Raw genomic sequence first — 13135 nt, 5'->3', positions numbered from 1 at the left:
TGTCTTGGACGGTCTGAGTGGCGCAATCTAGGATCTGCTCAACGGTCAACACCGACCACGACTTACGAGGACAGCATCATGAGCTTGAAAGACAAACTCCCCGGCCAACTCGGCTTCGGCACCGCACCACTGGGCAACATGTTCCGCGCCATTCCTGAAGAGGAAGCCCAGGCCACCGTGCACGCGGCGTGGGAGGCCGGCGTGCGTTACTTCGACACCGCACCGTTCTACGGCTCGGGCCTCTCGGAAATCCGCCTCGGCGAAGCACTGGCCAAGTACAAGCGCGACGATTATGTGCTCAGCACCAAGGTCGGCCGGGTAATTCTCGATGAAGTCGAAGACGCCGCCGCCCGTGATCTGGGCGAGAAAAGCGGCGTGTTCGAACACGGTCGTCCGAACAAGATCGTCAACGACTACAGCGCCGACGCAACGCTGCGTTCGATCGAAGACAGCCTCAAGCGTCTGAAAACCGATCGCCTCGATATCGTCTGGGTCCATGACATCGCTCAGGATTTCTACGGCGATCAATGGCTCGAATACTTCAATCAGGCCCGCACCGGCGCCTTCAAAGTCCTGACCCGCCTGCGCGAAGAAGGTGTGATCAAAGGCTGGGGCCTGGGCGTGAACAAGGTCGAGCCGTGCGAGTTGACGCTGGACCTGACCGAGGCGCAGCCTGACGGCTTCCTGTTGGCCGGCCGCTATACCTTGCTCGATCACGACCGCGCCTTGCAGCGTTTGATGGATTCGGCGCGGGCGCAGAACGTTGAAATCGTTGTCGGCGGCCCTTACAGCTCGGGGATCCTGGCCGGCGGCGCGCACTTCGAATACCAGAAGGCCAGTCCTGAAATCGTTGCCAGGGTCGAGCAGATCAAACGCATCGCGGCGGCCCACGGCGTCGATGTCAAAGCGGCTGCACTACAATTCTCGCTGGCCAATCCGGCCGTGGCGGCAGTGATTCCCGGCGCGAGCAAACCGGGGCGTATCGCTGAAGATGTGGCGGCGCTGTCGGCGGTCATTCCGGCCGGTTTCTGGCAGGCCATGCGTGAAGCGAAACTGGTGTCCGAACGTGCACCATTACCCATCGACGAGGTGAAAGCATGAAGATCGATCTGAGCGGAAAACTGGCGATTGTCAGCGGCAGCACGGCGGGCATCGGTTTGGGCATCAGCCAGTCGCTGGCCGAGGCGGGCGCCACGGTGGTGGTGATCGGTCGCGACGCGGCCAAGGTCGAACAGGCGCTGGCGAGCATTCGCGACAAGGTGCCAGGCGCGCAACTGCGCGGTCTGACGGCGGATCTGGGCACGGCCGAAGGCGCGCAGAAACTGTTCGCCGCCGAACCGAAGGCCGACATCCTGGTGAACAACCTCGGCATCTACAACGCCGTGGATTTCTTCGACGCGCCGGACGATGAGTGGACGCGCTTCTATGAAATCAACGTGATCTCCGGCGTGCGCCTGTCGCGGCATTACGTGCCGGCGATGGTCGAGCAGGGCTGGGGCCGGGTGATCTTCCTGTCTTCGGAATCTGGCGTGGCCACTCCGGCCGACATGATCAACTACGGCGTGACCAAAAGCGCCAACCTCGCGGTGTCCCATGGCCTGGCCAAACGCCTGGCGGGCACCGGGGTTACGGTCAACGCGATCCTGCCGGGGCCGACCTTCACCGACGGTGTCGAGGAAATGCTCAAGGATGCCGCCGCCGAGTCTGGCCGCAGCCTGCGGGACGAGGCCGACGCATTCGTGCGCCGGGCCCGCCCGAGTTCGATCATCCAGCGCGTGGCGGATGTCGAAGAGGTCGCGCACCTGGTCACCTACATCGCTTCACCGCTGTCCTCGGCCACCACCGGTGCCGCTTTGCGGGTCGACGGCGGCGTGGTCGACAGCCTGACTATCTGAATTCATTGAGAGAGACTTTTTATTTATGGCAACAGCATCAGCAACGATCGACATCCCGGCTTCGGCCGATCAGGTCTGGCAATTGATTGGCGGCTTCAACACCTTGCCGGACTGGCTGCCGTTCATTCCCGACAGCGAACTGAGCGAAGGCGGGCGCGTGCGCACTTTGCAAACCGCTGACGGTGGCGTGGTGGTCGAGCGTCTGGAGACGTTCGATAACGCGGGCAAAACCTACAGCTATTCGATTCTGCAGGCACCGTTTCCGGCTACCGATTATCTGGCGACCATTCGTGTGGAAGCCCAGGGGCAGGGCGCGAAGGTGACGTGGTCGGGACGCTTCACGGCCAAGGGCGTGAGCGATGAAGAAGTGGTGGCGCTGTTCAGCGGCATCTATCAGGGCGGGCTGGAAGCGCTGCGCGCCAACTACCCAGCTTAAGTTGATCGCTGATCGTTCCCACGCCGCGTGGGAACGATCTCTTCAAGACTGTGAAATCAGGCTCTGCCGACAATCCAGCACCAGCTTCGCCCCGCCCAGATCGCTGCGTCCCACCTCAAGACTGAACCCGTGCAGATTGACGATGGCTGCGACAATCGATAGTCCAAGGCCAAAGCCATTCTGCAGTTGCCCGCCCTCGGCGCGATAGAAACGCTGGAACACCGCTTCCCGTTCGGACTCGGGAATACCGGGCCCGGAGTCGTGCACTTCGATCCGCGTATGCCCCGCATCATTGACCCCGCGCAACACCACCGTGCCACCGGCCGGGGTGAACTTGATCGAGTTGCTCAACAGGTTCGCCAGCGCTTCAAACAGCAACGCCCGATCACCGTTCAGCATCGGCAGGGTTTCCGGCATGTTCAGCTCGAAACGCAGCTCGTCGTCTTCAGCCAGCGGCAGATAAAACTCGTGCAGTTCCTGCAGCAACAACACCGGATCGAGCTCGACAAACCCCGAGCGCCGCTGACGATCTTCCAGTTCGGAAATCCTCAGCAACCCACGAAACCGCGCCATAAGCGTATCGGCCTCGGCCAGCACCAGATCCAGTTGCACTGCTTCCGGCGAGCCTTCGCCGGCCTGCTGCTGCATGCGATACAACTGCGCGCGCAAACGGGTCAGCGGGGTGCGCAGGTCATGGGCGATGTTGTCGCACACGCCTTTGACTTCGTTCATCAAGCGCTCGATGCGATCGAGCATGGCGTTGACGATGGCGGCGAGCATGTCCAGCTCATCACGGCGATTGGACAGCGGCAAGCGGTGGGTCAGGTCGCCGGCGACAATCGACTGGGCGCTGGCCTGGATCGCCCGGATCCGCCGCAGCGGCCGCCGACGCAGCAAATGCCAGCCGATGATCCCCGGCACAATCGTCAGCGAAACGCCCCAGAGCAAGGCATGCAGAATGATCTTCGTCACCGCGAACAGCGAACCGTTGTCCCGCAGCAACACCAGCCAGCGGCCGTCGCGGGTCGGGGTGGCGACTGCGTCGCAGCTGTCGTTGGGCAGGGTCGGGTCGTCGGAGTCGGCGCATTCGCTGAGCATGTGGATCTTGCCGTCCAGCGGCAGGCCCTCGGGAATCTTCTGCAACGCGCCGCCGAGGTAGCGATGCTGGGCGTCAAACAGGCCGTAGGCGTCGATGCCGCGAATGTCGAAAGTCATGCTGGCGGCGAGCGCGTCTTCCAGCTGATCGCCGCGAAAATGCGAAAACAGATGCTGACGTTGCATCAGCGAATGCTTGGCCAAATTGTCGAGATAACCGGACACCTCGAAGTACATGACCCCCATGAGGATCGCACTCCAGGCCACGAACAACGAACTGTACAGCGCCAGCAAACGGCTGCTGGAGGAACGCCAACCGTCAGACGGGTTCGGCAATGACATAACCCGAGCCTCGCACCGTGCGGATCAGCGGGACATTGCCCGGCGGGTCGATCTTCTTGCGCAGACGGCCGATATGCACGTCGATCAGGTTGGTGCCGGGGTCGAAGTGATAACCCCAGACCTCTTCGAAAATCATCATCCGCGACAGGATCTGGCCGCTGTTGCGCATCAGAAATTCCAGCAATTTGTACTCGGTCGGTAACAGCGTCAGTACCTGCTCGGCACGGCGGGCCTCGTGGCTGATCAGGTCGAGTTGCAGATCTGCCACCTGCAACGTGGTCGGCTGGGCGCCGTTGCTGTTCTGCCGACGCAGCAATACTTCGACCCGGGCGGCCATTTCATCGGTGGCGAACGGTTTGGTCAGGTAGTCATCGCCGCCGGCACGCAAGCCGCGCACGCGCTCGTCGACATCGGAGAGGGCGCTGATCATCAGGATCGGCGTCGCCACGCCCATGGTGCGCAGCGTGGTGACGATGGCCAGGCCATCGAGTTCCGGCAGCATCCGGTCAAGGGTGATCAGGTCGTAGTTGCCGCTGACGGCGCGGTCCAGGCCTTCACGGCCGTTGTCGACCCAGTCCACGTCGAGGCCGTGGCTGCTCAGTTCGGCGACAATTTCCCGGGCGGTCACGGCGTCGTCTTCGATGGTCAGGATGCGAGTCATGGTGGGCCTGCTGGTCTGTTCAAACGCAATGGCAGCATTTTGCCAAGATTTTGCGCGGGCGCTTTAAATTAACTTTCATGTTTTAGCCGTCATTAGTCGCAGGCGCCGAATTATTTTGTGAAACGTTGATATCATCTGGCCACATTTTTTCAAGGAGTGATGCCGTGAGCCGGTTGATTCGTGGTGGCTGGATGCCGATGGCCGGGATGTTGCTGGCGCTGCTGAGCGCTTCGGCACTGGCCGCCAACACCCCGTGTTCCGGGAAGAAGGGCGGCATCGCTCGCTGCGACGGCGATCTGTTCCTGTGCAATGACGGCTCCATCAGCGGCTCGAAGAAGAGCTGCGCCGCGATGTTCGGCATCCGCGAACAGGCGCGACCGCAACAATTTCTGCAAAGCAACGATGGCTGTGATTGCGGTACCGGCTCGTTCTGCACAGGGCCGCGTGGCGGTGTGTATTGTCTGACTCCGAGTGGCAAGAAAAGCTACAAACGCAAATGACCGGCCTTTTGTGCCAATGCATAAAACCCGCTGTTCTCGACCCGTTGTTGCAAATTGCATGGTCCTAGGAAGTTCAGACTTTTTAACTGATTGAATCCAAACGATTTATTTAATGTTGGCGACTGGCACGGTCACTGCAATTCCTCTGATGACGAGTTGTAACACCATTTTTCATGCCGGGAGCAGAACAACAATGAATAGATCCTCAGATGGGTTTTATCCTGCCTTCGAAGGCGAGTCGAGCAACGTCTCAGGGGTGTCCTGGGGCGCGATCTTCGCTGGGGCCGCAGCCGCTGCGGCGCTGTCGTTGATTCTGGTCCTGCTCGGTTTCGGTCTGGGCTTCTCCGCCGTTTCACCGTGGGCCGGGGAGGGCGTCAGCGCCAAGGGTCTGGGCATTTCAACAATCATCTGGCTGGCCGCCACACAAATCATCGCCTCGGGACTCGGTGGCTACATCGCCGGTCGTCTGCGGGTGAAATGGGCCAATATGCACGGTGACGAGGTGTACTTCCGCGACACCGCCCATGGCTTCCTCGCCTGGTGCGTGGCGACATTGGTTACCGCGACGCTGGTGGTCGGCTCGGTCAGCAGCATCGTCAGCGGTGGTGTGCAGGCCGGTGCGAGCGTTGCCGGTGGCGCAGCCAGTGCGATGACCCAAGCAGCCGGCACCGCTGCGGCCAACACTGACAGCGATCAGTACGGCTACTTCGTCGACAGCCTGTTCCGTGACGATCGTCCCGCCGCCGTCAGCGATGACGCCGCCCGTGGCACCGTGACCCGGATCTTCGCTCAGAGCCTGGCCAACGGTCAGCTCAGTGCCGAAGACCGTACCTACCTCGCCCAACTCGTGGCCCAGCGTACCAACCTGACCCAGGCCGACGCCGAACGTCGGGTCGATGAAATCTACGCCCGCACCCAGAAGGCAATCGCCGACGCCAAGGTGAAAGCGCAACAAGCCGCCGACACCGCCGCCAAAGTCGCCGCCTGGACTTCGTTGTGGATGTTCATCGCGCTGCTGGCCGGTGCGTTCTTCGCCAGCCTCTCGGCCACCTTCGGCGGTCGCCGCCGGGATGCGGTCGAGTACGTCGAAGTCGAAACCTACACCACGACCACGCTGCCGCCAGTCCGTTAATCAAGGAGAACCACCATGCGCTCACTACTGCTGTTTTTCCTCGGCGTTCCAATCCCGATCATCATCCTGATCGCCCTGTTCGTGCACTGATTCCTTGAGGCACATGCCTTGGCCGCTTCCACCTTCGGGTTGAAGCGGCTTTTTGCTTTCTGCACGGGGCCGAAGGCGCAGAACCGACCAGTCATTTCCATGGCCTGGATCAATATTCGTCGGCGCAATATCCCCTACCGTGAAATTTCCAGGCCCTTGCCGCTGGATCGACTACATTGCTTGCGCGCACTTTGCTGCGCGAGCGGAACCAACCTGCCGGCCCGATAGAGAGCGATAAACCCCACGTGCCGGCGAGGTGTAGTGCAGCAAGGAGCTGTTTCAACCTCACCTGAACCTTTTCACGGATGATCATTGCAATGCACTGCCTAGAAAGAACGTTCGATATCCAGCCTTTGACGCAGGCGGATATGACTGTCCACATCAACGGCCAGCCGGTCACCGCCGCCATCGGCGAAACCGTGCTCAGCGTCATTCAGTCCCTCGGCGTGCGCCAGGTCGCGCGCAACGATCACAACCGGATCAGCGGTGCCTATTGCGGCATGGGCGTATGTCAGTGCTGCCTGGTGAAAATCAACGGCCGGCACAAGCGCCGCGCCTGCCAGACCGTGGTGCGCGAGGGCATGCTGATCGAAACCCAGGCCAACCGTATTCACGGCCAGGAGGTGGTATGAGCCTGCATCCGGTGATCGTCGGCGGTGGTCCGGCGGGAATGGCGGCGGCCATCGAACTGGCCCTGCACGGGGTGCGCTGCACCTTGCTCGAAGAGGCTTCGCGCCTTGGTGGTGTGGTCTATCGCGGGCCGCTGCGTGACGGTGTGCAGCTGGATTACCTGGGGCCGCGCTATTCCGAGGCGCTGGGCAAGCTGCACGGTGATTTCCAGGAGCAGTCCGGGCTGATCGACGTGCGCCTCAACCACCGCGTGGTCGGCGCCGAAGGCACGCGATCGCTGGTGGTGCTGGATGGCGACGAGCGTCTGCACGAAATCGAATACCCGCAGTTGCTGCTGGCCGCTGGTTGCCACGAGCGCAGCGTGCCGTTTCCCGGCTGGACCTTGCCCGGCGTGATCATGCTCGGTGGCCTGCAATTGCAGATCAAAAGCGGGGTGGTCAAACCGCAGGGGCCGGTAGTGATCGCCGGCACCGGGCCGCTGTTGCCGCTGGTGGCGACCCAGTTGCATGCGTCGGGCGTGAGTGTGGCCGGGGTCTACGAGGCCTGCGCTTTCGGCAAGATTGCCAAGGAAAGCCTGGCACTGCTGAACAAGCCGCAGCTGTTCCTCGATGGCTTGAGCATGCTCGCCTACCTGAAATTGCACGGCATCCCGATGAACTACGGCTGGGGTGTGGTCGAAGCGTACGGCGAAGGCGAACTGAAAAGCGTCAGCGTGGCGCCGTACTCGGCAACGTGGGAGCCGGACATGAGCCGCGTCGAACGCTTCGAAGCGAGGACGCTGGCGGTCGGCTACGGCTTCATTCCGCGTACCCAGTTGAGCCAGCAAATGGGCCTGGATCACGGCTTCAGCGACGACGGCTATTTGCGCGCCAATGCCAATATCTGGCAGCAGAGCAGCGAACCCCACGTGCATCTGGCTGGCGACATGGGCGGGATTCGCGGCGGCGAAGCGGCGATGCTCGCCGGCAAGATCGCCGCCACTTCGATCCTGCTGCAACGCGGTGTGCTCGAAGAGGAACTGGCGCGCGTCCGTCGCGACCGTTATCTGGGCAAACTCAAAGCCATCGTGCGCTTCCGCGCGGCGGTGGATCGCTACACCGAACGCGGCGTCGGGCAGACCGCATTGCCGGCCGCCGACACGGTGATCTGCCGTTGCGAACACGCAACCCGCGCCGACATCGACCGCGCGCTGGAGCAGGGCGTGCAAGACATCGCCAGCCTGAAAATGCGCACTCGCGTGAGCATGGGCGACTGTCAGGGACGGATGTGCGTCGGCTATTGCAGCGACCGCTTGCGTCAGGCCACCGGACGCAAGGATGTCGGCTGGCTGCGGCCACGTTTCCCGATTGATCCGATTCCTTTTTCCGCGTTCCAGTCCCTCGGCACGGAGGCCGTTTCCCATGAGTAAGTTCTACGACGTGGTCATCGCCGGCGGCGGTGTGATCGGCGCGTCCATCGCCTATCAATTGTCCAAGCGCAAAGGCCTCAAGGTCGCGCTGATCGACGCCAAGCGTCCGGGCAACGCGACCCGCGCCTCGGCCGGTGGCTTATGGGCGATTGGCGAGTCGGTGGGGCTCGGTTGCGGGGTAATTTTCTTCCGCATGATGTCGGCCAACCGCAAGCGCGAAACCCAGGGCGCGGCAGTGGCGGTGGACGCCAGCACGCCGCACATCCTGCCGCCGTCGTTCTTCGATTTCGCCTTGCAGTCCAACGCGCTGTACCCGGCGTTGCACCGCGAGCTGCGCGACAACCACGGGATGGATTTCAAGTTCGAAAAGACCGGGCTCAAATTCGTCATTTATGACGATGAGGACCGCTTGTACGCCGAGCACATTGTCGGCTGCATTCCGCATCTGGCCGATCAGGTTCGCTGGCTGGATCAGGCTGCATTGCGCGAGTCCGAGCCGAGCGTCAGCCATGAAGCGCGCGGGGCGCTGGAGTTTCTCTGCGATCATCAGGTCAGCCCGTTCCGTCTGGCCGACGCCTACACCGAAGGCGCCCGGCAAAATGGCGTGGACATGTACGTCAACACCAACATCACTGGCGTGCTGCATCACGGCGCGCGAGTGACCGGCGTACAGACGGCCGAAGCCGGGGTGTTTCACTGCAAGACCCTGATCAACGCGGCAGGGGCGTGGGCGGCGGATTTGAGCGAATGGGCCACGGGCATCCGGATTCCGGTGAAGCCGGTGAAAGGCCAGATCCTGCTGACCGAGCGCCTGCCGAAAATCCTCAACGGTTGCCTGACCACCAGCGATTGCTACATGGCGCAGAAGGATAACGGCGAAATCCTGATCGGCAGCACCACCGAGGACAAGGGCTTCGACGTCACCACCACCTGGCCGGAAATCGCCGGGCTGGTGCAGGGCGCGGTGCGTTGCCTGCCGGAACTGGCGGACATCAACCTCAAGCGTACCTGGGCCGGGTTGCGGCCGGGCTCGCCGGATGAGTTACCGATTCTCGGGCCGATGGCAGGGGTGGAAGGTTATCTGAACGCCTGCGGGCATTTCCGCACCGGCGTACTGACGTCGGCGATTACCGGAGTGTTGCTGGACAAATTGGTCAACGATGAACCGCTGCCACTGGACATCACGCCGTTTCTGGCGGACCGGTTTGAAGTGGCGCCCGTGCAGGAAGAGCGGGCGCTGGAGATGGCCTGATCAGAACCTTCCCGCGCATTGCGCGGGAAGGATTGATTGCGGGGCTCAGGACTTGCCCGATTGCTCTTCCAGTTGATCCGACTCGAACAACCGGGCCAGTTCCGCCCGCGCTTCCTGGGCGGTCTGCAGCACTTTGGCCGCGTCGTCGTACACCGCGTGTTGAGCCTCGAGCACCTGTTCGTCATGGTGCTTGAAGCGCTTGATCCGTGCATCGGCCTGGGCCTGGGTCAAGCCAAGGCCAACCAGGGTGCGGCGGCTCATTTCCAGACTTGAGTAATAGGTCTCCCGGATCGGATCGGCCCCCACATCCACCAAGCGGTGAACGTGCTGCCGGTTACGCGCCCGGGCGATGATCTTCATGTGCGGGTAGAGCTTGCGCACGATCTCGGCGGTCTTGATGTTGGTCTCCGGATCGTCTGTGGCGATCACAAAATATTCCGCTTCCCCGACCTTGGCCGCGCTGAGGATTTCCGGACGCATCGGGTCACCGTAGAACACCGGCACACCACCAAAACTGCGCGACAGTTCGATGGTTTCCACCGACGTATCCAGCGCCACGAACTTGATGTTCTGCGCCCGCAGAATCCGCGCCACGATCTGGCCCATCCGGCCCATGCCGGCGATCACCACCCGTGGGGTTTCGGTTTCGATCTGGCGGAATTTCTCCGGCACTTCCACCGGCTGCACTTTCGGGCTGACCAGCCGTGCGCAGATCAGCAGCAACAGCGGCGTGACCGCCATCGACAGGGTGATGGTCAGCACCAGCAGGTCGTACAGACGCGGTTCGAACAGGCCCTGATCGCGACCGATCTTGAACACCACAAACGCAAATTCACCACCCGCCGCCAGCACGATGCCGAGGCGAATCGCGCTGACCTTGTTCAATCCACCGGCCAGACGCCCGACCACAAACAGCAATGGCAATTTCAGGGCGATCAACAACAGCGTCAGCCCCAGCACCGTGATCGGCGCGCTGAGCAGCAGGCTGAGGTTGGCGCCCATGCCGACGCTGATGAAAAACAGGCCCAGCAGCAGGCCCTTGAACGGCTCGATCTGCGCTTCCAGTTCATGGCGATATTCCGAATCCGCCAGCAGCAACCCGGCAAGAAACGCCCCCAACGCCATCGACACACCGACCATGTCCATCAGCCACGCCGTACCGATCACCACCAGCAACGCGGTGGCGGTGGATACTTCCGGCAGACCGGTTTTCGCCACCACGCGGAACACCGGACGCAACAGATAACGCCCGCCGATCACCACCACGGCGATGCTGCCGAGCACCTGCAAACTGTGGCGCACATCATCGGCGGTGCTGGTGTGGTGATCGACGCCCGCGAGCATCGGCACCAGCGCGATCAGCGGGATCGCGGCGATGTCCTGGAACAGCAGAATCGCAAACGCCAGGCGACCGTGAGGGCTGGTCAGTTCCTTGCGTTCGGCGAGGCTTTGCAAGCCGAACGCGGTGGACGACAGCGCCAGGCCCAGACCCAATACAATCGCGCTGTTCAACGGCTGGCCGAACACCGACAACGCCAGCACGCCAATCACCGAACCGGTCAGCAGCACCTGCGCCAGACCCACGCCAAACACCGATTTGCGCATCACCCACAAACGTCGCGGCGACAACTCGAGACCGATGATGAACAGCAGTAACACCACGCCCAGTTCCGAAATGTGGCTGACACTTTGCGGATTGCCGATCAGGCCCAGCACCGACGGGCCGATGATGACCCCGGCAAACAGATAACCGAGCACCGCGCCCAGTTGCAGGCGCTTGGCCAGGGGAACGGTGAGCACGGCGGCCAGAAGAAAGACGACAGCGGCTTGCAACAGATTGCCTTCATGGGGCATGAGCGGAACTCCAGTAACGCGGTACGGCGGGGGGCGACAAGGATAAAGGCTGAAATGATTGCATTTCTACCGTAGAACCTGCTTGAGCAGACGTGCTTCTGTAATAATTTGCATCAATTGGTTACATTTATAGCCTCAGCGAATCAATTCCCCCCGAGTCTTCCATGGCCATCAACTTCGACCTCAACGACCTGCAAGCCTTTCGCGCCGTCGTCGAGCAGGGCAGTTTCCGCAAGGCCGCCGACACGGTGCGCCTGTCGCAACCGGCCCTGAGTCGACGCATCGAAAAGCTCGAAGACGCCCTCGGCGTGAAGCTGTTCGAGCGCACCACGCGCAAGGTCAGCCTGACCCAGGCTGGACGCGGATTCATGCCCAGCGTCGAGCGCTTGCTCGACGATCTGGACGTCGCGTTGCTCGGCATCAGTGAAGTCGCCTCGAATCGGCAGGGCCACGTGACTGTCGCCTGCGTGCCGTCGGCGGCGTATTACTTCATGCCGAGCGTGGTCGCCCGCTATCACCGGCAGTTCCCGCGCATCAAAGTCAAAGTCCTCGATTCCAGCGCCCACGATGTGCTGAGCGCAGTGGTCAATGGCGAGGCGGATTTCGGTCTGAGTTTCATGGGCACTCAGGAGGCGGGCGTGGATTTCGAGCCGCTGGTGCAGGAGAGCTACGTGGTCGCCTGTCGCCGCGATCATCCGCTGGCAGGGCGCAGCAGCGTGACCTGGGACGAGTTCTACCGGCAGGATTACATCTCGCTCGACAAGACTTCGGGTAACCGGTTTCTGCTGGATCAGGCGCTGGCCAAAGTGGTGCCGCAGCGCCCGAGCATCTGCGAGACGCGGCATGTGACGACCATGATCGGTCTGGTGGAAGCGGGGTTGGGTGTGGCGGCGGTACCGTTGATGGCGATGCCGGCGGCGGATCATCCGATCCTGACGCGGGTGCCGCTGACCGATCCACAAGTGATGCGCAGCGTCGGCATCATCAAACGCCGGGGTCGCACGCTGACCCCGGCGGCACTGGAACTGGAGCGGCTGGTGGTGGAAATGAAAGTCCAGCCGCCGACGGTCAGCGCTTGACCGAATCCAGACCGGTGGCCTGCACGTCAGCCTGGGCGGCAGGTGCGGCCAGATAAGCGAGCAACGCCTTGGCTTCCTGCGGATGCTGCGCACCTACCGGAATCCCTGCTGCAAATCGTGTCACCGACTGCACCGATTCAGGAATCTTCGCCACAAAACTCACCCCCGGCACCGGCAGCAATTCGCTGACCTGCTGGAAGCCCAGTTGATAGTCGCCGGTCGCGACCACCGAGCCCACCGGGATTTTCGGGATCATCTTCGCCTTGGGTTTCAGCTGATCTTCGATACCGAGTTTCTTGAACAATTGCTGCTCGATGTACACGCCGCTGGCACTGTCGGAGTAGGCCACCGATTTTGCATCCAGCAGGGTTTTCTTCAGGGCGTCGACGTTGCTGATGTCCGGCTTCGGCGCGCCTTCGCGCACCACCAGGCCGATCCGCGAATCCGCCAGTTCCACACGCGAGGCCGGGTCGACCTTGCCTTGTTTTATCAGATCATCGAGGGCGTAGCCGACCATGATCACCACGTCGGCCTTTTCACCACGGGCGAGGCGGTTGGGGATCGCTTCGGGGGCCTTGCCCATTGATGGACCGAGTTGGGTGTCCAGCGTGTTACCGGTGGCGGCGGCGAATTTCGGCCCGAGGATCTTGTAGGCAGCGGTGAAACCGCCGGAGGTCATGACCCGCAGTTCTTCGGCCTGGGCCGCAACGTTGAACGCAAGACCGGCGAGCAGGGCGGTAACGGTAAACAGTTTTTTCATG

The 13135-nt window shown here is 62.1% G+C and carries 13 protein-coding genes; 9 read left to right on the top strand and 4 right to left on the bottom strand.

Features of this window, described 5'->3' with window-relative positions:
* Positions 1-78: 78 nt before the first annotated feature.
* Genes KJY40_RS18245 through KJY40_RS18235 form a run of 3 tightly spaced genes read left to right on the top strand, consistent with a single transcriptional unit; the run spans position 79 to position 2331 of the window.
* On the top strand, positions 79-1101 hold the full coding sequence (locus KJY40_RS18245) for an aldo/keto reductase (protein WP_230731585.1): 1023 nt from the start codon (positions 79-81) through the stop codon (positions 1099-1101).
* A complete protein-coding gene (locus KJY40_RS18240; protein WP_007952959.1) occupies positions 1098-1895 on the top strand; it encodes an SDR family NAD(P)-dependent oxidoreductase in 798 nt (265 codons plus the stop codon). Before KJY40_RS18245 ends, KJY40_RS18240 begins: the two co-directional genes overlap by 4 nt.
* A gap of 25 nt (positions 1896-1920) precedes the next feature.
* Complete coding sequence (locus tag KJY40_RS18235) at positions 1921-2331, top strand: SRPBCC family protein (protein ID WP_230731583.1); 411 nt, start codon at positions 1921-1923, stop codon at positions 2329-2331.
* Between the two features lie 42 nt (positions 2332-2373).
* Here the strand turns inward: KJY40_RS18235 and KJY40_RS18230 are convergent, their stop codons facing one another.
* Both KJY40_RS18230 and KJY40_RS18225 read right to left on the bottom strand, forming a co-directional pair.
* Entirely contained in the window at positions 2374-3768 is a 1395-nt protein-coding gene (locus KJY40_RS18230; RefSeq protein ID WP_115078414.1) for a sensor histidine kinase, read from the bottom strand.
* Positions 3746-4429 (bottom strand): response regulator transcription factor, encoded by a 684-nt coding sequence (locus tag KJY40_RS18225; RefSeq protein ID WP_007952956.1) that lies wholly within the window; start codon positions 4427-4429, stop codon positions 3746-3748. The genes KJY40_RS18230 and KJY40_RS18225 overlap by 23 nt, the downstream gene beginning before the upstream one ends.
* 191 nt (positions 4430-4620) lie before the next feature.
* Between KJY40_RS18225 and KJY40_RS18220 the strand changes: the two genes are divergently transcribed.
* The 5 genes from KJY40_RS18220 to hcnC all read left to right on the top strand — a co-directional run bounded on the left by KJY40_RS18220 (position 4621) and on the right by hcnC (position 9441).
* Positions 4621-4929, top strand: coding sequence for a YdcA family protein (locus tag KJY40_RS18220; RefSeq protein ID WP_407682003.1), 309 nt, complete (start codon positions 4621-4623; stop codon positions 4927-4929).
* A gap of 193 nt (positions 4930-5122) precedes the next feature.
* Positions 5123-6061: a hypothetical protein gene (locus KJY40_RS18215; RefSeq protein ID WP_207983172.1), complete on the top strand. Its 939-nt coding sequence runs from the start codon at positions 5123-5125 to the stop codon at positions 6059-6061.
* 407 nt (positions 6062-6468) lie between these two features.
* A complete protein-coding gene (gene hcnA / locus KJY40_RS18210; RefSeq protein WP_230731582.1) occupies positions 6469-6783 on the top strand; it encodes a cyanide-forming glycine dehydrogenase subunit HcnA in 315 nt (104 codons plus the stop codon).
* Entirely contained in the window at positions 6780-8189 is a 1410-nt protein-coding gene (gene hcnB, locus KJY40_RS18205; RefSeq protein ID WP_230731581.1) for a cyanide-forming glycine dehydrogenase subunit HcnB, read from the top strand. The genes hcnA and hcnB overlap by 4 nt, the downstream gene beginning before the upstream one ends.
* Positions 8182-9441, top strand: a complete 1260-nt coding sequence (gene hcnC / locus KJY40_RS18200; protein ID WP_230731580.1) for a cyanide-forming glycine dehydrogenase subunit HcnC — start codon at positions 8182-8184, stop codon at positions 9439-9441. The genes hcnB and hcnC overlap by 8 nt, the downstream gene beginning before the upstream one ends.
* A 45-nt stretch (positions 9442-9486) precedes the next feature.
* Here hcnC and KJY40_RS18195 read toward each other — a convergent pair whose 3' ends face one another.
* Positions 9487-11295, bottom strand: a complete 1809-nt coding sequence (locus KJY40_RS18195; RefSeq protein WP_179694481.1) for a monovalent cation:proton antiporter-2 (CPA2) family protein — start codon at positions 11293-11295, stop codon at positions 9487-9489.
* A 164-nt stretch (positions 11296-11459) separates the two neighbouring features.
* Here KJY40_RS18195 and KJY40_RS18190 point away from each other — a divergent pair, with 164 nt between their 5' ends.
* Positions 11460-12374, top strand: coding sequence for a LysR family transcriptional regulator (locus tag KJY40_RS18190; RefSeq protein ID WP_011334875.1), 915 nt, complete (start codon positions 11460-11462; stop codon positions 12372-12374).
* Here KJY40_RS18190 and KJY40_RS18185 read toward each other — a convergent pair.
* Positions 12364-13134 (bottom strand): substrate-binding domain-containing protein, encoded by a 771-nt coding sequence (locus tag KJY40_RS18185; protein ID WP_074688852.1) that lies wholly within the window; start codon positions 13132-13134, stop codon positions 12364-12366. The genes KJY40_RS18190 and KJY40_RS18185 overlap by 11 nt on opposite strands.
* Position 13135 lies beyond the last annotated feature (1 nt).

The organism is Pseudomonas fitomaticsae, from assembly GCF_021018765.1.
In the GTDB taxonomy this organism is placed as follows: domain Bacteria; phylum Pseudomonadota; class Gammaproteobacteria; order Pseudomonadales; family Pseudomonadaceae; genus Aquipseudomonas; species Aquipseudomonas fitomaticsae.
Note: the sequence above shows the minus strand (reverse complement) of the source record. Positions and strands in the feature narration are given on the sequence as shown.